This window comes from Nocardia sp. CC213A (assembly GCF_030766805.1).
Taxonomy (GTDB): domain Bacteria; phylum Actinomycetota; class Actinomycetes; order Mycobacteriales; family Mycobacteriaceae; genus Nocardia; species Nocardia otitidiscaviarum.
In genome coordinates this window covers 195,750-218,358 of sequence record NZ_JASFXA010000007.1, presented here as the reverse complement: position 1 = coordinate 218,358, position 22,609 = coordinate 195,750, and the positions used below count along the sequence as shown (strand labels likewise).

General features: G+C 69.2%; 21 protein-coding genes. 14 read left to right on the top strand and 7 right to left on the bottom strand.

The annotated features are described in order from the left end of the window. Positions 1-212: 212 nt before the first annotated feature. The 6 genes from QJS31_RS15390 to QJS31_RS15365 form a co-directional block, all read right to left on the bottom strand. Positions 213-1,286, bottom strand: a complete 1,074-nt coding sequence (locus tag QJS31_RS15390) for a hypothetical protein (RefSeq protein WP_282777105.1) — start codon at positions 1,284-1,286, stop codon at positions 213-215. Beyond that, the gene (locus QJS31_RS15385) at positions 1,283-2,665 is read right to left on the bottom strand and encodes a cytochrome P450 (RefSeq protein ID WP_306356994.1); all 1,383 of its coding nucleotides are present in this window, start codon (positions 2,663-2,665) and stop codon (positions 1,283-1,285) included. Before QJS31_RS15385 ends, QJS31_RS15390 begins: the two co-directional genes overlap by 4 nt. A 200-nt stretch (positions 2,666-2,865) precedes the next feature. Beyond that, entirely contained in the window at positions 2,866-3,180 is a 315-nt protein-coding gene (locus tag QJS31_RS15380) for a hypothetical protein (RefSeq protein ID WP_143983761.1), read from the bottom strand. Positions 3,181-3,636: 456 nt separating this feature from the next. Further along, positions 3,637-4,071: a hypothetical protein gene (locus QJS31_RS15375; protein ID WP_143983762.1), complete on the bottom strand. Its 435-nt coding sequence runs from the start codon at positions 4,069-4,071 to the stop codon at positions 3,637-3,639. Positions 4,072-4,084: 13 nt separating this feature from the next. Then, positions 4,085-4,534 carry a hypothetical protein gene (locus QJS31_RS15370; RefSeq protein WP_282785953.1) on the bottom strand — a complete coding sequence of 150 codons (450 nt, stop codon included), beginning with the start codon at positions 4,532-4,534 and terminating at the stop codon, positions 4,085-4,087. Positions 4,535-4,704: 170 nt separating this feature from the next. Continuing rightward, positions 4,705-5,568 (bottom strand): hypothetical protein, encoded by an 864-nt coding sequence (locus tag QJS31_RS15365; RefSeq protein WP_372341658.1) that lies wholly within the window; start codon positions 5,566-5,568, stop codon positions 4,705-4,707. 65 nt (positions 5,569-5,633) lie between these two features. Between QJS31_RS15365 and QJS31_RS15360 the strand changes: the two genes are divergently transcribed. The 9 genes from QJS31_RS15360 to QJS31_RS15320 all read left to right on the top strand — a co-directional run bounded on the left by QJS31_RS15360 (position 5,634) and on the right by QJS31_RS15320 (position 15,726). Continuing rightward, positions 5,634-6,641 carry a Ppx/GppA phosphatase family protein gene (locus QJS31_RS15360; protein ID WP_282785952.1) on the top strand — a complete coding sequence of 336 codons (1,008 nt, stop codon included), beginning with the start codon at positions 5,634-5,636 and terminating at the stop codon, positions 6,639-6,641. Beyond that, positions 6,638-8,758, top strand: coding sequence for a hypothetical protein (locus tag QJS31_RS15355; RefSeq protein ID WP_306357056.1), 2,121 nt, complete (start codon positions 6,638-6,640; stop codon positions 8,756-8,758). Before QJS31_RS15360 ends, QJS31_RS15355 begins: the two co-directional genes overlap by 4 nt. A 23-nt stretch (positions 8,759-8,781) precedes the next feature. After that, positions 8,782-9,714 (top strand): sugar phosphate isomerase/epimerase, encoded by a 933-nt coding sequence (locus QJS31_RS15350; protein WP_306357051.1) that lies wholly within the window; start codon positions 8,782-8,784, stop codon positions 9,712-9,714. A gap of 366 nt (positions 9,715-10,080) precedes the next feature. Further along, positions 10,081-10,980 (top strand): thioesterase family protein, encoded by a 900-nt coding sequence (locus QJS31_RS15345; RefSeq protein WP_282785797.1) that lies wholly within the window; start codon positions 10,081-10,083, stop codon positions 10,978-10,980. A gap of 568 nt (positions 10,981-11,548) precedes the next feature. Further along, positions 11,549-12,367, top strand: a complete 819-nt coding sequence (gene proC, locus QJS31_RS15340) for a pyrroline-5-carboxylate reductase (protein ID WP_282785796.1) — start codon at positions 11,549-11,551, stop codon at positions 12,365-12,367. A 578-nt stretch (positions 12,368-12,945) separates the two neighbouring features. Beyond that, the gene (locus QJS31_RS15335) at positions 12,946-13,185 is read left to right on the top strand and encodes a helix-turn-helix domain-containing protein (RefSeq protein ID WP_081592759.1); all 240 of its coding nucleotides are present in this window, start codon (positions 12,946-12,948) and stop codon (positions 13,183-13,185) included. Between the two features lie 186 nt (positions 13,186-13,371). Next, positions 13,372-13,473 carry a 30S ribosomal protein bS22 gene (locus QJS31_RS15330; protein ID WP_003402602.1) on the top strand — a complete coding sequence of 34 codons (102 nt, stop codon included), beginning with the start codon at positions 13,372-13,374 and terminating at the stop codon, positions 13,471-13,473. Positions 13,474-13,684: 211 nt separating this feature from the next. Beyond that, positions 13,685-14,716, top strand: a complete 1,032-nt coding sequence (locus QJS31_RS15325) for an NAD-dependent epimerase/dehydratase family protein (RefSeq protein ID WP_085996493.1) — start codon at positions 13,685-13,687, stop codon at positions 14,714-14,716. Then, on the top strand, positions 14,713-15,726 hold the full coding sequence (locus QJS31_RS15320; protein ID WP_029926083.1) for a lysophospholipid acyltransferase family protein: 1,014 nt from the start codon (positions 14,713-14,715) through the stop codon (positions 15,724-15,726). The genes QJS31_RS15325 and QJS31_RS15320 overlap by 4 nt, the downstream gene beginning before the upstream one ends. Positions 15,727-15,943: 217 nt before the next feature. Here QJS31_RS15320 and QJS31_RS15315 read toward each other — a convergent pair whose 3' ends face one another. Then, the gene (locus tag QJS31_RS15315; protein WP_051037795.1) at positions 15,944-16,867 is read right to left on the bottom strand and encodes an HAD family phosphatase; all 924 of its coding nucleotides are present in this window, start codon (positions 16,865-16,867) and stop codon (positions 15,944-15,946) included. A gap of 172 nt (positions 16,868-17,039) precedes the next feature. Here QJS31_RS15315 and QJS31_RS15310 point away from each other — a divergent pair, with 172 nt between their 5' ends. The 5 genes from QJS31_RS15310 (at position 17,040) to QJS31_RS15290 (ending at position 22,598) form a co-directional block, all read left to right on the top strand. Next, positions 17,040-17,315: a glutaredoxin family protein gene (locus QJS31_RS15310; protein ID WP_282785933.1), complete on the top strand. Its 276-nt coding sequence runs from the start codon at positions 17,040-17,042 to the stop codon at positions 17,313-17,315. A gap of 310 nt (positions 17,316-17,625) precedes the next feature. Next, a complete protein-coding gene (locus QJS31_RS15305; protein ID WP_029926077.1) occupies positions 17,626-18,483 on the top strand; it encodes a redox-sensing transcriptional repressor Rex in 858 nt (285 codons plus the stop codon). Continuing rightward, positions 18,480-19,928, top strand: coding sequence for a glutamyl-tRNA reductase (locus QJS31_RS15300; RefSeq protein WP_306356993.1), 1,449 nt, complete (start codon positions 18,480-18,482; stop codon positions 19,926-19,928). The genes QJS31_RS15305 and QJS31_RS15300 overlap by 4 nt, the downstream gene beginning before the upstream one ends. 8 nt (positions 19,929-19,936) lie before the next feature. Next, a complete protein-coding gene (gene hemC, locus QJS31_RS15295; RefSeq protein WP_306357050.1) occupies positions 19,937-20,959 on the top strand; it encodes a hydroxymethylbilane synthase in 1,023 nt (340 codons plus the stop codon). 73 nt (positions 20,960-21,032) lie between these two features. Further along, complete coding sequence (locus QJS31_RS15290) at positions 21,033-22,598, top strand: bifunctional uroporphyrinogen-III C-methyltransferase/uroporphyrinogen-III synthase (RefSeq protein ID WP_306356992.1); 1,566 nt, start codon at positions 21,033-21,035, stop codon at positions 22,596-22,598. Positions 22,599-22,609 lie beyond the last annotated feature (11 nt).

Genomic DNA, 22,609 nt, shown 5'->3' with positions numbered 1-22,609 from the left:
CGGAACCACCGCGCCCGCTCCGCAAGCCGGAGCGGGCCAAGGGAAGCGCCGCTGCGTTGCTCGACCCTGGACGGCGCGAGACGGCCTCCCCGTCGACACAGTCGTGCCCGCCGCTGCGCACGCAGAGCCGTGTGTCGTCGATCGCGACCCACCATCGAGACTACTTCGTCCGCCGTATGAACGGAACAGGTGTACCCCGTGCGGTCGACTGGTCATACGCCCCACCACCAATCGATACACGGGATGCCGGGCGCGTGCGTCGAATCATCGGCAGGCGTGGTCGAGATCGAGAAGTACTCCGATACCGTCGCGCCGTCGACCGCATACCGTGGCACGGCCGCCGCCCAATCGATATTGCCGCGGATGACGTGTTCGAGATCTCGAACGTACTGGCGGGTACCGGAACTGAACGTTCGGGTGGTCGCGCCCACGGCGAGGAACCGGCACATGATGCGATCGCGCAGCGCGATCGCGTCGGCCACCCCCGCTGTGAGGTCGCACCGCCGCCCCGTTGTCATGACGCCGACAATGTTCTGGCGGTCCGATTCTCGATTCGCCGCGGTCTTCGCGTACGAGTGCAGGTCGTTGTCCAATGCGGCGATGAGCCGGGCCATCTCCGAGAGCGCCCGAATCTTCGGGTGCGCGTGCTCGGCATCGGGGACCTCATAGCCGCTGACGAGTTCGGTTGTCGCGGTGACGACCTCGCCCGCAGCGTTATCGAGACGGATCGCCAGGAAGCGATCGATGTCGAGTTCCTCGGTGGCGCCGATCTGCGCCGCGACTCCGAACAGCCACGCGCGATGCGCGGCTACCCAGCGTCGATGTTGGGCGGGCGTGACCACGGCGGCGAACCGCGCGGAGATATTCGCGACGGCCGCCACCAGCGGATCACCGCTCACCGGTGGTGATTCGGGCGTCTCCACCATCCGCAGCAGCCGGTGCGCGTAGCGGACGAAGGCGGCCAGGTCGGTGGCGAGCTCTCCTTGGTCGCTGCGATCGTCGAAGGCGAATCCCCAGTAGTCCCAATCGGCGGCGATCTGCAGCCGCTCGGTGATCCCGTTCGGCGAGACACGGGCGGCGAACTCCGCCGATTTGGTGCCCCGCAGTTTGCGGCTGTCGCCGAAGTAGTCGTACTCGGCCAGCCATCGCATGGACCGCAGCTCGAGGATATCAGCGTGCGGATGGACAGCCGGCGCGATCGGGCAGAAGACGGCGATGGGTGGCAGCATGCGGCTGCGATCCGCCGCGTTCGCTCGACCGAACTGCGACATGCCGTTGTTCGTCACCGCATGCGCTCCGTAACTGCGATGTGGAACCGCCTCGGTCGCAACGCCATCGCGACGGCGGGGCGGAGCGGTTCGTCGGAGCACGGGCGCAGCTGCCAGCGGCGCACGATTGTCGCCAGTGCCAGCGTCGCCTCCGTCAGCGCGAATTGCTCACCCGCGCACCGCCGCGGCCCAGCTCCGAAGGGCACATAGGACGTCGGCGCAGCCCCGATGACCCAGCGATCTGGATCGAATCGCCCCGCATCGCGGTACTCGCCGTCCAGCCGATGCAGCAGGTAGGGGCTGTAGATCACCGATGTGCCTTCGGCCAGAAAGTACTCGCCGAGCTGAGAATCGGCCGTCACCACCCGCGTGAACAACCACCCCGGGGGATAAAGCCGCAGAGTCTCGGCGAGCACGCGGCGGGTCAGGTCCAATGCCGCGATATGTTCGTGGCGTGCCAACCCCTCCGGTAGCACCCGATCTGTTTCGGTCTGCATTGCGGCCAAGGTTTCCGGGTGCGTGGCCAGCAGGTACAAGGCCCATGAGAGTGTGCTCGCCGTTGTTTCCGAGCCGGCGATGAAGAGAGCTGTCAGTTGCTCGTACATCGTGCTGTCGCTCGGGGTCGCACCCTCCGCGCGATCGTGTTCGGCGAGCAGGGCTGACAGGAGATCGTCGAACTCCGTGCTCGAATTGCGGCGCGAGCCGACGACCTGGTCGACGAGTCGGCGCAGACTCGCTCGCGCGGCTCGATAGCGCAGATTGGCGGGCGTCGGGAGCCCGCGCAGCCGCCGGGGCAGCACGAGCTGCCGATAGAGACCGTCGACGATGACGGTCACATCCGTGAGGGCTTGGTCGAGGGCCGCGGGAGAGATGCTCACCGAGAACATCGCCGCCAGGAACCCGCGCGTGGTCAGTCGCATCATCTCGGAAGCGACCTCGATCTTCGATTGCCCGTGCCAGCGAGCGGTTACCGCATCGACTTCCCGCGTCATCTCCGTCGCGTACAACGGGAGCCGATGGGCGTGGAAAGGACCCTGGATGCGTCGTCGCTGCTGCCGATGGGCGCTGTGCGGCGCCGTGATCACGCTGTTGCCGATGGTGTCCCGGGCCACATCGAACAGCGGACCGCCCTTGTCGAAGGTCCGATCGTTGCGCAGCACCTGACGCGTCAGACCGGGATCGCAGACGACGACCACCCGATACGGACCCAATCGAATTCGGACCAGGTCGCTGCCCAGCGCGGGCAAGGACGCCAGGAAATGCCACGGTTCGCGCAACAGCGCGACGCTGTGGCCGAGTATCGGCAGGCTCCCCGGCGCGGTCGGGATCGAGGTTGAAGCGGGTGACGCGGTAGAGCCCATCGAACAAGTCCCTGTCCAGCGATTGACGAGATCCACTCCGGGGCCGGGGGCCATCCGAGAGGGACTGCTGTCGCAGCACATGACATGGTTCGCGGATAGGTAGGGCCGCCGCATCAGTAGATCCGTACGGTCGGTTTCTGCTGTCCGGCGCGGTGCGGTTGACGGGGTTCCGAAGCCACCGTGCCCGCTCCGATGGCCGGAGCGGGCACGAGGAACGGACAGCCGGGGGGAGGATGTCAAAAAGAGGTCCACGCCTTGCCGAGCGGGGTGTCGATCGGCTTCAGCCAGATGCCGCCGAAGTCGTCGTCCTGGGCGCAGTCGTAGACGTCCATGCCCTCGCCCTTGCAGGCGATCATGCGGGAGGTGCCGTAGGGGCTGATAATCAGCAGCTTGCCGTTCTTGGCGGCGTCCAGGGCGGCGGGGGAGTCGAAGGGCACGAAATCGGCGGTGCGGTCGGAGTATTCGGGAGGCAGTTCCGCACCCGCGCCCGGGGCCAGAGCCAGCAGGGCGCCGGCGGCCAGCGCGGCGGCGGCGAACGTCTTCTTGATCATGGGCGGATTCATAACAGGGCCCGGTGAACCCGCGATAGCCGGAAGGTGTCACGCGAGCTAGGGATGACTCACCGCACCGGATTTCGGCCCGCGAGCAGCCCGCAACCGGGGCCGCACGCGGGCCGTGCCCCCGCGCTGGCTGCTGCCGAGGGGTCGGGCCGTGCCCCCGCGCTGGCTGCTGCCGAGGGGTCGGGCCGTGGCCCGGGCTGGCTGCGGTCGAGGGGTCGGGCCGTGCCCCCGCGCTGGCTGCGGTCGAGGGGTCGGGCCGTGGCCCGGGCTGGCTGCGGTCGAGGGGTCGGGCCGTGCCCCCGCGCTGGCTGCTGCCGAGGAGTTGGGCCGTGGCCCCGCGCTGGCTGCGGCCGAAGAGTTGGGCCGTGGCCCCGCGCTGGCTGCGGCCGAAGAGTCGGGCCGGGCTCCGCGCTGGCTGCTGGCGGAGAAAGTCGGGCCGTGACCGCGCTAGCTGCTGCCGAAGAGGCCGGGCAGGCCGTCGGCGCTGCCGGTGCCGCCGGGGGTGCCCGGCCCACCCGGATCCGGTTGGGAGGGGTCGCGCACCCAGACCTCGATGGTCTTGGTGCTGCCGCCCTGCGAGCAGGTGATCAGATGGCGGCCCGGGGTCGTCGGCGTCCAGCTCAGGTGCGCCTCACCGACCGGCCACGGCACCTTGGGGCCGCTGATGTCCTCGCCGTTGTCGGACCAGTAGACCAGCAGCCCGATCCCGGCCCCGCTGAGCTTCGCGCTCAGCTGGTACTCGGTGTCGATCACGTGGTCGCTGCCGGACACCGTGATCGAGTCGACGGTGGCGCTCGCCTGCGGTGCGGCGAAGACCGAGATGGTCGCCGCGGCCGCGAAACCCGCTATGCCCGTGCCGATTCGGCGCGAAAGAAGGCTCATGGGATATCCGTCCTCAATCCGTGGTGCCGCTGCTGCCGCTGCCGAGCGGTCCGCCGGGGCCGAAACCGCTTCCGGTGCTGGAACTTCCGGAGCCGATCGGAGCCTGCTGCACATCCACCGTCACGGACCGGTGGCTGCCGCCCTGTTCGACCGTGATGATGTGCTGCCCAGCGGTTTCCGGCTTCCAGGTGATGCTGGACTGCCCCGGCGGCCACGGCACCTTGGGCGCGCCGATGAATTCCCCGTTGTCGCTGAAGTAGACGAGCAGACCCGCGGACGCGCCGCCGAGGGTCGCGGAGATGGTGTATTCACCGCCGACGCGGAAGGTCGATCCTTCGACCGTGACCGTCTCGACCGCGGCGCAGGCGGCGGGTGCCGTCAGAACGGCCACGGCCGCCGCGGCGGCGAATCCGGTGAGGCCGACGCCCGCGCGGGCGGCTCTCCGGGAGGTGTTGATGCGCATGGTGCTCTCCTGTGTGCGGCCCACGCAGGTGGGCTTCCGCACCGTAAGCGAACACCTCTGTGAAATGTGGGCGTTTCAGGAAATTAGCAAGCAAGCGTCCGCTTGGTTGCTCGGATGCGGGCGGCACCCGGGGCAAACGCTCAGCGTCCGCCCGCGTGGCCGCGTCCCGCTCAGTCCTCGTGCGCCGCCCGCTCCGCGGCGATGGCCGTCGCCGGATGCACCGCGACGATGCCGAGCCCCTCCCGGCGCTTGCAGTGCCGCGCCAGCTCCTCGTACGCGGGCTGCCCGAGCAGCTCGATCAGCTCGGGCGCGTACGCCTGCCAGACCGGTCGCGTCCCCACATGCGCGTCGGGCGACCCGGTGCAGTACCAGTTCAGGTCCAGCCCGCCCGGCCCCCAGCCGCGACGGTCGTACTCGGTGATCCAGGTCTTGAGAATCTCCACCCCGTCGGGCCGGTCCACCCACTCCTGCACCCGCCGGATGGGCAGCTGCCAGCACACCTCGGGCTTCACCGTGAGCGGCTCCAGGCCCTTGCGCAGGGCCATGCTGTGCAGGGCGCAGCCGATGCCGCCCGCGAAGCCGGGACGGTTCAGGAAGATGCAGGCGCCGTCGATCCGGCGGGTGCGCAGGGCGGGCTCGTCGTCGAGTTCGTCCTGCTCGAGGTAGAGCTTCTTGCGGACCTTGCCGGTGTCGTCCACCGCCTCGTCCATCAGCTGCCAGTCCTCGCGTGTGAGCATTTTCACACCGCGGTGCAGCTTCTTGCCGTCGTCGGCATCGGAGAGGAAAGCGCCGTGTGAACAGCAACCGTCGTCGATGCGGCCCTCGATGATGCCCTGACATGCGGGGGTGCCGAATACGCACGTCCATCGCGAGAGCAGCCAGGTGAGGTCCGCCGCGATCAGGTGCTCGTCATTTGCTGGGTCGACGAACTCGATCCATTCTCGGGGGAAGTCCAGCTCGACCTCGGGACTTGGATCGATCTTCGCCGCTGATCGGAGCCCGGTGGGCCCGCTCGCGGATGCGCCTGCCGTCACACCGCGGAACGCTAACAGTTCAGTCGCCGCGCCTGAAGAGACGCCACACCCAGTACCGTGTTCTTGTGCGGCTCGGTGTACTGGATGTGGGAAGCAATACCGTCCACCTGCTGGTGGTGGACGCGCATCGCGGTGGCCATCCGCTGCCGATGAGTTCTACGAAGGCGACCCTGCGGTTGTCGGAGAATATGGACGACCGGGGGCGAATCACCCCGGAGGGTTCGGCGCGGCTCACCCGCACCGTAGCCGAATTCGCAAGCATCGCAAAGACTTCCGGTTGTGTGGAGCTGATGCCCTTCGCCACCTCGGCGGTGCGCGAGGCCACCAACTCCGAGGAGGTGCTGGCCCTGGTGCGCGCCGAGACCGGCGTGACCCTGCGGGTGCTGAGCGGTGTCGACGAAGCCCGCAACACCTTTCTGGCGGTGCGCCGCTGGTACGGCTGGAGCGCGGGGCGGATCCTCAACCTGGATATCGGCGGCGGATCGCTGGAGATGAGCAACGGCGCCGACGAGGACCCGGATGTGGCGCTGTCGCTGCAACTGGGCGCCGGGCGGCTCACCCGGGACTGGCTGCGCCACGACCCGCCGGGTAAGCGCCGGGTGGCCGTGCTGCGCGACTGGCTCGACGCCGAACTGGTGATTCCGACCCGAAAGCTGCTCGAACCCGGCCGCCCGGACCTGGCCGTCGGCACCTCCAAGACCTTCCGCTCCCTGGCCCGGCTGACCGGCGCCGCCCCCTCGGCGGCGGGCCCGCGGGCGCGGCGTACGCTCACCAGTTCCGGTCTACGGCAGCTGATCGCCTTCATCTCTCGAATGACGGCCGCCGACCGGGCAGAATTGGAAGGCGTAAGTTCGGATCGGTCACAGCAACTGGTGGCTGGCGCATTGGTCGCGGAGGCGAGTATGCGGGCACTGTCGCTGGATACGTTGGAAATCTGCCCCTGGGCACTGCGGGAGGGATTGATCCTGCGAAAACTGGATACCGACCTGGATAGCGAACCGATAGCTGGTGGGGCACAATCTGATGCTCGTCCGCCCCTGGAGGGCACCCCGATCGAAACGGTAATTCGATGACCGACGATTCGAATCAGCTGTCCGTCGCCGAACTGCTGGCCCGCAACGGCCAGCAGGGCTCCTCCGCTTCCGGCGGGGGCGGGCGGCGTCGGCGCAGCGGCCGCGGCATCTCCGTGGCGGATCTGACCGGCGATATGCCGCAGGTGCGGGAGGGCTCTTCCTCGCATGCGGCACCCGATGACGAAATCGGGGCCGAGGGGGCGGCCGCGTCCGCTCCGATGGAATCGGACTTTTCGAACTTCTCGAATTATCCGGACTACTCGAACTATTCCGTGGATACACCCGCGCAGGAGTCGAATTTCGGCTACTCGTCGGGCTCCGAACAGGAGAATTCTCCGCTTTCCGGTCCTATCTCCTATTACGATCCGCTCGCCTCCACCGAAACTCCGGACGGGTCGGCACAGTCGTCGGGATACGACTGGAACTCGCCCGGACAGCTGGACTGGCCGCCCACCGAAACCCCGGGCGCCAACGGTTACGGGGCATCCGGCCGCACGTCCGGTGGCCGCCGCGCCCGCCGGGAAGCGGCCGAGGCCAATGGCTACGGCGACGCGGGCAAGTCGAACGGTTACGACGCCAACGGGAGCTCCTACGGCGCGAACGGGCACGGGGCGAACGGCAACGGCTACGGCGCGCAGCACCTCGACGGCCTGGACGGAGCCGAGCGGCCGAAGAGCGGCCGCCGTCGCAAGCCCGACCCGCTCGACGATCTCGAATCCGAGGCGTCCGACACCGCTGGGCAGCGCGAATTCGGTGCGCCGGGGGCCGGAGCGCGTGGTTTCGGGGAATCCGGTGCGAACGAATACGGTTTCGGCGACGCCGGTGCACGCGGGTTCGGTGAATCGGAGATCCGCGGCTTCGGCGAGCCCGGTGCGCGTGGCTTCGGCGAGCCGGGCGCACGCGAGTTCGGTGATCCCGGTGTCGGGTCTCGCGGTTTCGGTGAACCGGGCGCCGGTGGTTACGGCGAATCGGGCGCGCGCGGTTTCGGTGAGCCCGGGGCCGGTGGACGCGGTTTCGGTGAGCCCGGACCCGATGCCCACGGTTTCGGTGACCCCGGCGCGGGCGGGCGTCGCTTCGGTGAGCCGGGCCCACGCGGGTTCGGCGAGCCGCCCGCCGAATCCGGTGCGCGTGGCTTCGGCGAGGACGCGGTGCCGTCGGGCGCGGCCGGAACTCCGGCGACCGAAACGGGCGGCCGTCGCCGTCGCCGCTTCGATCCCGACGACGAGACCACCGAGGTGCGTCCCTTCCGCGGCGCCCCGGCGGCCGCGGCACTACCGAGTTGGGGCGCGCAGGAGCCCGAGGCGCTACCGCGCGAAGGCGCCGCGCCCATGTCCCGCTCCGCACGGCGACATGCCGAGGAGCGGCGGGCGGACGCGCGACCCGAGGCGGAGGCGTGGGACGACGACGAGCCCGACGAACCCGCGCCGCGCGGCGACCGCTCCGGCGCGGGCAAGCTGCCCGCCTGGTCGGCGCGAAGACGCCAGGCGACCGACCCCGCCCCGCAGCCGGACGACCGGGCCGCCGCCTGGACGCTGGCCAGCCAGGACCAGCAGCTGGTCTCCGGCGAGACGGTTGCCGGTGATCTGCTACGCGACGCTCGAGATCGCGATGACGAACCGGCCCCGCGTCGTTCGCGACGGTCCGGCGAACGCTCCTTCGGCAAGGGGGCGTTCGGGCGCAAGTCTCGCGCCGCCGAACCGGACGATATGTACGACGGCGCCACCGAGGTCTATTCCCCACTGCGGGATGACGATGACATCGAGGACGACGCAAGGACTTCCGTGGTCGCACGGGTCACCGCCGTCGCCAATCGCGCCCGCCGCTCCCGCACCCCGCGGAAATCCGACGAGGAAGAGAATCGTCGGCAATGGCTGATTCTGGGCGGGCAGAGCACCGCCGCCGCAGTCGCGGGAATGTTGCTGTTCAAGGGATTCGAGCGCATGTGGGAAATGCTCCCGTGGGTTGCCCTGGCGCTGGCGATGATCGTGATTCTCGGACTCGTCGCACTCGTCCGAGTTCTGCGTCGCACCGACGACATATTTAGCACTGTGATTGCTGTCGTGGTAGGCGTCTTCGTGACGCTGGGACCGCTAGCCTTTCTACTCAGTACTAGCTGAGCAGGGAGCGGGCAGTGGGGAATATCGGGCAGACGCCGGGGGTCGTGCGCGAGAACGTCGGGGGGCACAGGGATATCCGGGTGGGCTTGTCCACCGCCTCGGTGTATCCCGAAAACACCGAGGCCGCATTTCGGTACGCGGCCGAACTCGGTTACGACGGTGTGGAACTCATGGTGTGGGCGGAACCGGCCAGCCAGAGCATTTCCACGGTACAGACGCTGGTGCACCGCTATCAGGTGCCGGTGCTCGCCGTGCACGCGCCGTGTCTGCTGATCTCGCAACGGGTGTGGGGGTCGGACCCGATCGCGAAACTCACCCGCAGCGTGCACACCGCGGAAGCGCTGGGGGCGGCGACCGTGGTGGTGCATCCGCCGTTCCGCTGGCAGCGGCGGTACGCGGAGGGGTTCGCCGAGCAGATCGTCGAACTCGAGGACAGCCGCCCGATCTCGGTGGCGGTGGAGAACATGTTCCCGATGCGGGTGGCGGACACCTTGTTCGCACGGGGCGAGGCTTCCATCCGGCGGTTGGAGCGGCGCGGGGGACCGGGGCCGTCGCTGACGGCCTTCACACCGTCCTACGACCCCACCGACACCGGTTTCCGGAACTACACGCTCGACACCTCGCACACGGCCACCGCCGGAATGGATCCCTTGGCGCTGGCCGAGCGGATGGGCTCCGGGCTCACCCACATCCACCTGGCCGATGGGCGCGGTGCCGCGCACGACGAGCACCTGATCCCCGGGGAGGGCTCGCAGCCGCTGGTGGAGCTCGGGGCGGCGGTGACCGGCAGCGGGTTCCGGGGCCAGGTGGTGATCGAGATCAATACGCAGAACGCGCGCACCACCTTCGACCGGGCCGCCATGCTGCATCGCGCACTCGCGTTCGCGCGGCGGCATTTCAACGGGGCCGGGGCGGACGCTCACCAGCCGGAGCCCAGCGGAGCTCGACGCGGGTAGGGGCTGCCGGGGCGTTGGGCGTGGTGTTTGCCCGGAGTGTCTGCGCTTGCCCACCCTGCGCCCCTGGCGCAGACTGCCCAAGCGCAGGCGCAGGATTTGGCTGAGCGTAGGGCTCGGACTGCCCCGGAGTTCTGCGCGGACCGCCGAGCACAGGCGCGGATTGGCCGGATCTGGCGCGGATCGCGAGGTGTGGTCGCGGACTTGCCGAACTCTGGCGTGGACCGCTCGAGGTCGGGGGCCGGGGCGGTGGGGGTCAGGCCGGGCTGAGTTGTGGGTCAGTCGGTGGGGGAGTGATTCGTAGCACGGGAGGACCGATCGGTTCACTAGTGTCGTACGCTGTACAAACCTAGTGAGGAGGAGTAGCGGATGACAGTGGAGTCGACCGTCGATCGGGAACGGGTCGGCAGCGGTGTGGGTGACGCGCCGTTCAGCCGGGTGTGCGCGGTGACCGAGTTGGCGTCGGAATCCGCCGAGATCGGGCGTTACGCGGGCATTATCGAGTCGATCTGGACCATCGGGCCGAAGGTGCACGGCGGCACCATGGTGGCGGGTAGTGCCGCGGCGGCGGTGGCGTGGCTGCGGCGGACCGCACCCGAGCGCGCCGCCATGTTCCCGATCGCCGCCAGTTCCGACTTCCTCGGCGCGCCCGATCCGGGCGAGGTCGAGTACGAGGTGCGCACCCGCAAGCTCGGCCGCCAGATCTGCCTGGTCGACGTGGGCCTCATCCAGGGCGGCCGCACTCTGGTGCACACCGCCTTCACGTTCAGCCACCTCGACGATATCGAGCCGGTGTACGCGCCCGACAAGTCCGAGGGCATGCCCGCCGCACCGTCGGCCGACGCGCTCGCCTACGACGACGACAACCCCATGGGCAAACTCGTCCATGTGGCGCAGGGGTCCTCGGTCGCCCTGGACGGCACCTCCGCCCCCTTCCTCACCGGCGGGCAGGGCGAACCCGAACTGCGCCTGTGGATCCGCCCCTTCGCCGCCGACGAGGCCGACGCCGACGTCTTCGCCTTCTTCGCCATGATGGCCGCCGACATGAGCCCGCCGGTCCCCATGAACCGCGGCCACTTCGGCTGGGCCCCCACCGTCCAGCTCACCACCTACCTGCGCCGCCGCCCCACCCCCGGCTGGCTCCGAATCATCGCCTCCGCCAAGGAGATCGGCGGCCGCATGTTCGACGAGGACCAACTCGTCCTGGACGCCACCGGCGCGATCGTCGCCCAGAGCCGCCAACTCGCCCTCATTCCCCAGAACCCGTGAACGGGAGCGATCTTCGCTCGCCGGCCGGGCCGAATCTCCGCGTGCCGCGCTGAACCTTGCGTGCGGCGCGGGGAGTGGGTCTCGGTCGGCCAGGACCGTTGCGGGCACGCACCTGTGCTGTTGTGTCTGTTGCTGGATGGGGATGCGTTGGGAATCGCTCCTCGCCGGAGTGTGCTGCGCTTGCCCACCCTGCGTCGCTGGCGCAGACTGCCCAAGCGCAGCCGCCCTTCTGGACCGCGCACCCGTCCTGACACAGCGCCCCGCCACAAGTGACCGCTTTGCGGCCCGCCAGTTCGCGCACGGTGCGCAATCGCTGCCCCGACCGTCACCTCGCCGGTTCCCATGCGCCCGGTCAGGATCTCCAGCCGCCATACCGGCTCCTCATCGCTGTGTGCTCCGCTCGCCGCCATATGCCAAGGCGACAACTGATCTCGCGGGGTCCGGGGTAACTCGTCGGGTACGCCCAACCTCGGTTCGGCACCCAACGCGGGCACGCATACGAGACCGCCAGCGGCACTCAGCCGTGCGCTGAAGTCCCGGGGAGGCGGGGGAGCTAGCCTTGGAACTCATGACGAGGATTGCGGTGATCGGTGGAGGCCGGATCGGGGAGGCGTTGGTCGCCGGTCTGCTCGAATCCGGGCGGGCGAGCAAGGATCTGGTGGTGGTCGAGCCGGTTCCGGCGCGGGCCGAGGTGCTGGCCCAGCGGTTCGGGTCGCGGGTCACCGATTCGGTGAGCGATGCCGTCGTGGGCGCGGATCTGATCGTGGTCGCGGTGAAGCCGCACGATGTGGACGGCGTGCTGACCGAACTCGTCAAGGCGGAGCTCGGCGACGATCGCGACCAGGTGCTGGTGTCGTTGGCCGCCGGTATCCCCACCGGCCGCTTCGAGGCCAAGCTGCCCGCCGGTTTCCCGGTGGTGCGCGTCATGCCGAATACGCCGATGCTCGTCGGCCAGGGCATGAGCGCCATCGCTCCCGGCCGCTACGCCCGCCCCGAACAGCTGCGGATGGTCACCGAGATGCTGGAGTCGGTGGGCAAGGTCGTCACCGTCGCCGAGGCGCAGATGGATGCGGTCACCGCCGTCTCGGGCTCCGGCCCGGCCTACTTCTTCCTGATTGTCGAGGCCATGATCGACGCCGGCGTCGGCTTGGGGCTCACCCGCGATGTGGCCTCTCAGTTGGTCGTGCAGACCATGCTGGGCGCGGCCGCCCTGCTGGACGAGTCCGGCCAGTCTGCCACCGAGTTGCGGGCGGCCGTGACATCCCCGGCGGGCACCACCGCCGCCGCGGTCCGCGAACTCGAACGCGGCGCCGTCCGCGCGGTCGTCCACGAGGCCCTGCACGCCGCCAAGGACCGCGCCGCGGAGATGGGCGTGTCCTCGGACTGACCGCTCCACCGATCCCGCCCCAGCCCCGGAGCGGCACCAACGGATCGCTACGCCTGCCGCGCCCAGGAACCGAGCGACCGCTCCGCAACGGTTCCGCAGATGGGGTCCCACCTCCCGCAGCTACGCACCCACCTGAGCGACCGTTCCGGAGCGGCTCTCGCAGCCAGGCACACCTGCCCTACCAACCGCTCCCCCGAGCTGAGCGGCCCCCCCGTATGGTTCGCGGCGCGTCCCGGTTCTGGACTGACGGAGCGGGGGAGCGAAGCGGAGGAGCGGAGGAGGGAAGAACCGGGACCTCCAGCGCCGCGAACCCGCCCGGAGCGCAGCGGAGGGCAAATCAGACACAGGAAGAACCGGGACTTCCAGCGCCGCGAACCCGCCCCGGAGCGCAGCGGAGGGGCAAATCGAACACAGTTGCTGGTTTGCTGCCGGGCTCCGAAACGCCCCAGCAAAGGCGGATTTCTCACACCCGTCGCAGCAATCCCACTGGTCACGATAAGCTGCAAGGAGCACGTGCGTGTCTGTTCCGCCGGTGGGGAAGCCGGCGGCGCGGACGTGCCGGAGGTCAGTGGCGCATGATGGGAAACAGTCAAGCGAGGTCCGGAAACAGCCCAATAAACGCAGGGAACGTCATCGGCGGTGGAACCCAGTTCCTCACGGTCGCCGAAGTGGCGAGTCTGATGCGGGTTTCCAAGATGACGGTGTACCGGTTGGTGCATTCGGGAGAGCTGCCCGCGGTGCGGGTCGGCAGATCCTTCCGCGTGCACGCCAAAGCCGTGCACGACTACCTGGAGACGTCGTACTTCGACGCTGGGTAGGCGCGGTCGACGACCGGTTTCGTTCGCCGAACGATGGCCCGGTAGCATTGACCGGCATCCTGTACGTGCCGGTGGTGCCGTCGGGTCTTCGTCGGCCCGTTACGGGTTTGGACTGTGCAGGGTCAGGAATGTTGAACCCCGCGGACGCGGGGCTGACGACCCGAGTAGAACGCGAGGAACAACCCTATGGGTTCTGTGATCAAGAAGCGCCGCAAGCGCATGTCGAAGAAGAAGCACCGCAAGCTGCTTCGTCGCACCCGTGTGCAGCGGCGCAAACTCGGCAAGTAAGAGCTGAGCCGTAGCTGAAGCCCGTCGCCCGCCGCGACGGGCTTCAGCTTTTTCGTCGGGTGACCGAACTCATCGTTAGATCCTGGTTAATACTCTTCGGCGACCCCCTGTCCTGCGGCTACCCTGGGAGCGCGGGAAAAACAGAAATGGGGGCTTGCAAGTGGGTTCCGGTGGGCCGAGCATCCGAGACGGGCATGTGCCCCGGGTTGTGATGGTTACCGGTGCGAGCCGGTTCTTCGGTGGGAATGTGGTGGCCCGGCTGGCCGCCGACGAAACCATCGAACGAATCATCGCTGTCGACGCGAAACAGCCGAGCCGGGAGCTGCTCCGCCGGATGGGCCGCGCCGAGTTCGTTCGGGCCGATATTCGAAATCCGTTGATACGCAAGGTGATCGATGGAAATCAGGTGGATACGGTGATCCACCCGGCGGCGCTGTCCCGGCCACCCTCGGGCGGCGGTCGCGCGGCGATGAAGGACATCAACGCCCTGGGCGCGATGCAGCTGTTCGCGGTCTGTCAGAAGTCCGAGCACGTGCGTCGCGTGGTCGTGCGGTCCTCGTCGGCCGTGTACGGCTGTAGTGCGAAGGACCCGGTGCGTTTCACCGAGGAGATGAGTGCGCGCACCCCACCGCGCGGCTGGTTCGCGCGCGACATGATCGAGGTGGAGGGATTCGTGCGCGGGCTCGCACGGCGGCGTCCCGATATCTCGGCGGCGATTCTGCGCTTCTCACCGATCGTGGGACCGCAGTTGGCCAGTCGCGGGGTGCAGTACTTCCGTTCGCCGGTCACGCCCACCATCCTGGGGCGCGATCCGCGGCTGCAACTGCTGCACGAGGAGGACGCCATCGCGGCGCTCACCCATGCGGCCATGGGCGCGCCGGGCGGCACCTTCAATGTCGCGGGTGACGGTGCGATGGCACTGTCACAGGCCATCCGCCGCGCGGGCCGGATCGAATTGCCGGTTCCCTTCCTGGCTTTCCGCACCTTCGGTCGCAGCATCATGGGACCGGTAATGCGGGAATTCACCGCCGAACAGATCGACTACTTCCATTTCGGCTGCGGGCTGGACACCACCCGGATGCGCACCGAACTGGGTTTCGAGCCGCGCTGGACCACGGTGCAGGCTTTCGACGACTACATAGGGGGCGCAGCGTTGCGGCCCGTAATCGATCCCCGCTGGATCGACGCCGCGGAGAACAAACTTCTCGGCCTGCTCGGGGCCGGGACGGGAGCACACCAATGAACGACGTAGCGAAGGTGATTCGACTTCACGATGTGGATTTCGAGGCGCGGCACCGTCCGTCGCGCCAGTGGCCGGGCGAGCGCACGCTGAGCCCGGTCACCTCGTTGACCGATCGGCTCGCCGAAGCCGAAGCGCGGCAGCCGAAATCGCTGGGGGAGCTGATTCGCGGAGCCGTCGCCGACGGGGTCCGCACCACCGCCGATTTCGCGCGGCGTCGGCTCACCGGTGACTATCAGGTCGACGAATTCGGTTTGGACGAGCACCTGCTCGAATCGGTGATCCTCCCGGCGCTGCGGCCGCTGTCGGAGCTGTGGTTCCGGGTGGAGGTCAGCGGCATCGAGAACCTCCCCGAGTCCGGTGGCGCGCTGGTGGTCGCCAATCACGCGGGCACGGTGCCGTTGGACGGGCTCATGCTCCAGCTGGCCGTGCACGACCGGCATCCCAAGCAGCGGGCGCTGCGGCTGCTGGCGGCGGATCTCGTGTTCGAGCTGCCGCTCGTCGGCGGGCTGGCACGCAAGGCCGGACATACCCTGGCCTGCCCGGCGGATGCCGAAAGGCTGTTGCGCGCAGGGGAAATCGCGGGCGTGTTCCCCGAGGGGTACAAGGGGATCGGCAAGCCGTACTCGGAGCGGTACAAGTTGCAGCGGTTCGGGCGCGGCGGTTTCGTCTCGGCGGCGGTGAAGACCGGGGTGCCGATCATTCCGTGCTCGATCGTCGGCTCGGAGGAGATCTACCCGAAGCTCGCGGACATCAAGCCGCTGGCGCGCCTGCTCGGCGTCCCGTACTTCCCGGTGACGCCGCTGTTCCCGCATCTGGGACCGCTGGGTGCGCTGCCGCTGCCGTCCAAGTGGCACATCGAGTTCGGCGCGCCCATCTCGACGAGCGGGTACGAACCGGCCGACGCGGACGATCCGATGACCATGTTCGAGATCACCGATCAGGTGCGCGAGAACATCCAGCAGACGCTGTACAAGCTGCTCACCAAGCGCCGCAACCCGTTCACGGGCTGAGCCGGGTCTGGCGGTGTGAGCTGCGAACGGCCCCGGTCCTGGCGGACCGGGGCCGATTGTGTTTCCCGCCACTTTGTCTACGACGGCTCGTAGTGTGACCTACTACACGCTGTAGTCTGCGGGCATGCCTATGTGGATCATCCCGATCATCGCGATCGTCAGCGCCGTACTCATCGCCATCCTCTTCGTGGGTGGTTTTCCCAAGGATGACCACTGATCAACCCGCTTTGGCCTCGCGCTTGCGCGTGAGGACCGCGGCGGCCGCACCGCCTGCGGCACCCAGTGCCAGGGCGGTCGGCACGCCCACCTTCGCGGCCTTGCGCCCGGTGCGGAAGTCACGAATCTCCCACCCGCGATTCTTGGCCACCTCGCGCAGATCCGAATCCGGATTGATGGCCACCGACGTGCCCACCAGCGAGAGCATCGGCACGTCGTTGTGACTGTCGGAGTAGGCCGTGCAGCGCTTCAGATTCAGGCCCTCGCGAATCGCCAGGGTGCGCACCGCGTGCGCCTTGCCGAGTCCGTGCAGGATGTCGCCCACCAGGCGGCCGGTGAACACGCCGTCGCGGCTCTCCGCGACCGTGCCCAGCGCACCCGTGAGACCTAGTCGCTTGGCGATCACCTGCGCCAGCTCCACCGGGGTCGCGGTGACCAGCCACACCTGCTGACCGGCGTCGAGATGCATCTGCGCCAGCGCGCGGGTGCCCGGCCAGATCTTGTCGGCGATGATCTCGTCGTAGATCTCCTCGCCCAGTTCGGCCAGTTCGGCGGTGGAGCGTCCGGCGATGAAGGCCAGCGCCTTCTCCTTGCCGCTGGCCATATCGGCGCTGCTCTCCTTGCCGCTGACCCGGAACTTCACCTGTTTCCAGGCGATATCCACCAGATCCGAGGTCTTGAAGTACTTGCGCGCCGCCAGCCCGCGCGCGAAATGCACGATGGACGCGCCCTGCACCATGGTGTTGTCGACATCGAAGAACGCCGCCGCGGTGAGATCGCGCGGCACCGATTCGGCGACCGGCTCCTCGGCCTCGTGCAGGGCGAGCGCGGCCTCGGCGCTGGCCTCGCCGGCCAGATTGGCGCGGACCTCCTCCTCCGTCGGGCCGAACGGGCTGCGGGCGATCCGGGTGAACTGGTCCTGCAGGCCACCCCAGCGGGTGGGAAATTCACCGAATCGTCCCGCGATGAAACTCGTCCTCGCCTCTTTCGATCGTTCCGGCACCAGTACCTCCGCGGGGTTCACGTGAACACGTCCACAGTATCCCGGCCCGATGGCCGGAACGTAGACGGCGATCGACAAGTGTTGAATGACGCTCATGAGTGATCCCACACCGAGTGATCCCACCCCGCAGGTGACCCTGCTGACCCGCGCCGGGTGCCACCTGTGCACCATCGCGCTCGAACAATTGCGCGTCGTCTGCGCGGAATTCGGCATCGAACCCGCCACCGTGGATGTGGACGAGGCCGCGGCCACCGATCCGGGATTGCGCGCCGAATACGGCGACCGCCTGCCGGTGGTCCTGCTGGACGGGCGGGAACATAGCTATTTCGATGTGGACGAGCCGCGACTGCGGGCCGATCTCGCCCGGTGAAACGCGGCGTGGACGCCGGGGGAGATTTCCGGCGCGTCCCGTAGCGGTGTCCGCACGATAGGGGTTGAATGACCCACGGGGCCGGAGCCTGGCACAAAGTGACTGAATTCACCGACTTTGTGAAGGGCTGCACAAGCGGTTACGGTGGTGGCACGCAACCCGCCTCGAGGGTCTCTCGGGGGCAGTGGTAGCAGCCCCTAGAACCCGACACGACCTGCAACGCGACCGCCTCGCGACGGTCGCCCCGGCGTCGGGTCGACAGCACGAAACCCGGACACCCACCCCCGGCCGGACGAGGAGCGCAAGCGACGTGACAGAGCAGCATGAGACGCCCGGTGGCGTCTCCGGCAGGGCTCTGCAGAAGGACATACCGCAAGCCACGGTAGCGCGGCTCGCCACGTATCTCCGGGTGCTCGCCGTTCTCGCCGACGAAGGTACGGCCATCGTATCGAGTGAGGAACTGGCTGTCGCGGCGGGTGTCGGTTCCGCCAAACTGCGCAAGGATCTTTCGTTCCTCGGACCCAACGGCGTGCGCGGGGTCGGCTACGACGTGATCAAGCTGCGCGACCGCATCGAGGATGTGCTCGGCCTGTCCGAGGGCCACCGCGTGGTGCTGGTGGGCGCGGGCAATCTGGGCCGCGCGCTGATCGGCTACGGCGGATTTCGGCGGCGCGGTTTCTCCATGGTCGGCATCTTCGACAACGATCCGGCGGTCATCGGCACCACCGTGAGCGGCCTGCCGATCCGCGACGTGGCCGAGCTGCCCCGGGCCATCGGCCTGCTGGAACCGACCATCGCGGTCATCACGGTGCCCGACGCGGCCGCGCAGGGGGTCTGCGACCTGCTGGTCGAGGCCGGTATGCAGAGCATTCTCAGCTTTTCCCCGGTCGCGCTGGACGCACCCGACGCCGTGGAGGTGCGGCGGGTGGACCTGGCGGTCGAGATGCAGTTGCTGTCCTTCGAACGCGCCCGCAACGCCGAACTCGAGGCCGCCGAATCCGAGGTGGCGGCCGGGGAGACGGTGGGCGCGGATACCGTGCGCGCGGCGGCCGACGCGGCGCTGGAGCGCACCGTGCACACCGCCGAACGCGGCACACGGCGGGTGACGCCGATTCAGACTTCTCATGCGGCAATGGAGCCAACCAAGGGATCGGTGGTCACGCCATGAGTGTGCTGCTCGTCGGTATTTCACATCGGAGCGCGCCGGTCGCGGTGCTGGAGAAGGTCGCGATCACCGAGGACGACCGGCCCAAGCTGACCGACAGGATGCTCGCCTCCAGCCACGTCTCGGAGGCCATGATCGTGTCCACCTGCAACCGGGTGGAGATCTACGCGGTGGTCGACGCCTTCCACGGCGGGCTCGGCGAGATCAGCGACCTGCTCACCAAGCACTCCGGGCTACCGCTGCCCGAACTCACCAAACACGCCTACGTGCGCTACGCCGAGGCCGCCGCCGAGCACCTGTTCGCGGTCGCCTCCGGCCTGGACTCCATGGTGGTCGGCGAACAACAGGTGCTCAGCCAGATCCGCGCCGCCTACGCCGCCTCCGACGCGCAGCAGGCCGCCGGGCGCACCCTGCACGAACTGGCGCAGCACGCGCTGCGGGTGGGCAAGCGGGTGCACTCCGAAACCGGTATCGACCGCGCGGGCGCGTCGGTGGTGTCGGTGGCCCTGGACCGGGCCCGCATGGTGCTCGGCGCGGCCGAGATGAGCCGCGAGGCCGCCGCCAGCGTCAGCGAAACCGCTGTGGCGCCGTATGATTCGGCACTCGTCGGCCGCACCGCGCTGGTGCTCGGCGCGGGCGCCATGGGCGGACTCGCGGTGGCGCAGCTGGCGCGGGCCGGGGTCGGGCGCGTCATCGTGGTGAACCGGACCCTGGAGCGGGCGCAGCGCTTGGCGCGCACCGCCACCGATATGCACGGCGTGACCGCCGACGCCATGGAGATGTCGCGCATGGTCGAGGCCATGGCGGCGGCCGACGTGGTGGTCACCTGTACCGGCGCGGTCGGTGCGGTGGTGACCCTCGCCGACGTGCACCGCGCTCTGGCCGGTCGCCCGCATCAGCACCTGGTGATCTGCGATCTGGGCCTGCCGCGCGATGTGGAGCACGCCGTGGCCGGGCTGCCGGGCGTGACCGTCATCGATATGGAGACGTTGCAGCGCGACCCGGCGGCCGGGGCCGCCGCCGACGACACCGTCGCCGCGCGCGGCATCGTCGCCGACGAACTCGCGAAGTACCTGGCCGGACAGCGAATGGCCGAGGTCACCCCGACCGTGGCCGCGCTGCGCCAGCGCGCGGCCGAGGTGGTCGAAGCCGAACTGCTGCGCCTGGATTCGCGGCTGCCGAGCCTGGCCGCCGACGACCGTGAGGAGGTGGCGCGCACCGTGCGCCGCGTCGTCGACAAACTGCTGCACGCACCGACGGTGCGGGTCAAGCAGCTGGCCTCCACGCCGGGAGGCGACAGCTACGCCGAAGCGCTGCGTGAGCTGTTCGAACTGAAACCCGGTGCGGCACAAGCGGTCGCCGCACCCATGGAAATCGCGGCGCTCGGGGAGCTCGCCGACGATTTCACCGCCGCACATCTCGGGGACGAACAGGGGCCCAACTCATGACCGGAGCGATGGTGCACGGAGATCAGGACACGAGGGCGCGCGGCACGGTCGAATCACCGTGGCGCATCGGTACCCGCGGCAGCCTGCTGGCGCTGACCCAGGCGGGCACCGTGCGCGACGCCCTGGTCGCGGCGGGCCAGCACGCCGAACTCGTGATCGTGAAGACCGCGGGCGACAAATCGTCGGACCCGGTCGAGAAGATCGGCGTCGGCGTGTTCACCGCCGCCCTGCGCGAGGAGTTGGCCGCGCAGACCGTCGATATCGCGGTGCACTCCTACAAGGACCTGCCGACCGCGCCGGACGAGCGCTTCACCATCGCGGCCGTGCCGCCGCGCGAGGATCCGCGCGACGCCCTGGTGGCGCGCGACGGCCTGGTCCTCGGTGAGCTGCCCGCCGGTTCGGTCATCGGCACCTCCGCCCCGCGCCGCGCCGCCCAGTTGCGCGCGCTCGGCCTGGGTCACGAGGTGGTGCCGCTGCGCGGCAACCTCGACACCCGCATGCGCAAGGTGGCCGAGGGCGAACTCGACGCCGTGGTGGTGGCCCGGGCCGGACTGGTCCGCATCGGCCGCACCGACGTCATCACCGAAAGCTTGGAACCGGTGCAGATGCTGCCCGCCCCCGCACAGGGTGCGCTGGCGGTCGAGTGTCGCGCCGAGGACACCGAACTCGCGACCATCCTGTCCGCGCTCGACGACTCCGGCACCCGTGCCGCGGTGGCCGCCGAGCGTGCGCTGCTGGCCGAACTCGAGGCCGGTTGCACCGCTCCGGTGGGTGCGCTGGCCGAGGTCGTCGAATCGCTCGACGATGACGGCCGGGTGGTGGAGGAGTTGTCGCTGCGCGGTGGCGCGGCGGCGATCGACGGCTCGGACGTGATCCGGGCGTCTGTGGTCGGCTCGCTCGCGAATGCCGCTGAGCTGGGCCGTTCATTGGCGCGTGAGCTCTTGGAGCTGGGGGCGCGCGACCTGCTCAGCGCCCCCTCGGTAGGCGCTGCCGTTGACAGCAATCCCAGCCCGATGGAGAACAACCCATGACTGAGCGCAGCGAAGGAATCATGAGCACAGGGCCGTCGGCCGTGACCGTATCGAGCGCCAGTGAGGTGCGGGCATGAGCCGGGCCGCCAAGAAGCACCCCGGGCGCATCCTATTCGTGGGATCCGGCCCGGGTGATCCGGCGCTGCTCACCGTGCGGGCCCGCGAGGTGCTCGGGCGGGCGACGCTGGCGTTCACCGATCCCGATGTCGACAAGGGCGTCCTGGCGCTGATCGGCACCGCGGTCGAGGCGGGCCCGGACGGGGAGCGTCCCGTCGACGTGCGCCCGGCGCTCGGCGATCCGACCGAGGTGGCCAAGACCCTGATCTCCGAGGCGCGGGCCGGACACGACGTGGTGCGCCTGGTCTCCGGTGATCCGCTGACCACCGATTCGGTGATCCAGGAGGTCAACTCGATCACCCGCTCGCACATGGTGTTCGAGGTGCTGCCCGGCCTGCCGTCGGGTGCGACCGTGCCCGCGTACGCGGGTATCGCCCTGGGCTCCAGCCACACCGAGGTGGATGTGCGCGGCGAGGTGGACTGGGCGGCCGTCGCGGCCGCGCCCGGTCCGCTGGTGCTGCACGCCACCTCCGGGCATCTGGCCGAGACGGCGAGCGCGCTGGTGGAGCACGGGCTCGCGCCGCAGACGCCGGTGGCGGTGACCGTGCGCGGCACCACCCGCCAGCAGCGCACCATCGAGGCCACGCTGGCGACGCTCAACAATGCCGCTTCCGAACTGGTCGGCCCGCTCGTGGTGACGGTCGGCAAGGAGGTCGAGAAGCGCTCCAAGATGTCGTGGTGGGAGTCGCGGGCGCTGTACGGCTGGACCGTGCTGGTGCCGCGCACCAAGGAGCAGGCCGGTGAGATGAGCGAGAAGCTCGTCATGCACGGCGCCATTCCGATGGAGGTGCCCACCATCGCGGTGGAGCCGCCGCGCTCGCCCGCGCAGATGGAGCGCGCGGTGAAGGGCCTGGTGGACGGGCGCTACCAGTGGGTGGTGTTCACCTCCACCAATGCGGTGCGCGCGGTGTGGGAGAAGTTCGGCGAGTTCGGGCTCGATGCCCGCGCGTTCTCCGGTGTGAAGATCGCCTGCGTGGGCGAGGCCACCGCGGAGAAGGTGCGCTCGTTCGGCATCAACCCCGAGCTGGTGCCGTCGGGGGAGCAGTCCTCCGAGGGGCTGCTGGCCGACTTCCCGCCCTACGACGATGTTTTCGATCCGGTCAACCGGGTGCTGCTGCCGCGTGCGGATATCGCCACCGAGACCCTCGCCGAGGGGTTGCGCGACCGCGGTTGGGAGATCGACGATGTGACGGCCTACCGCACCGTGCGCGCTTCGCCGCCGCCCGCGGAGACCCGCGAGATGATCAAGACCGGCGGCTTCGACGCGGTGCTGTTCACCTCGTCCTCCACCGTGCGGAACCTGGTCGGCATCGCCGGTAAGCCGCACGCGCGCACCATTGTCGCGTGCATCGGCCCCAAGACCGCCGAGACGGCCATCGAATTCGGCCTGCGCGTGGACGTGCAGCCGGATGTGGCGCAGGTCGGCCCGCTCGTCGAGGCGCTCGCCGAACATGCCGCCCACCTGCGCGCGGAAGGTCTGCTCCCGCCGCCGCGGAAGAAGAGCCGCCGCAGCAGCCGGTAACCGGCCGCGAT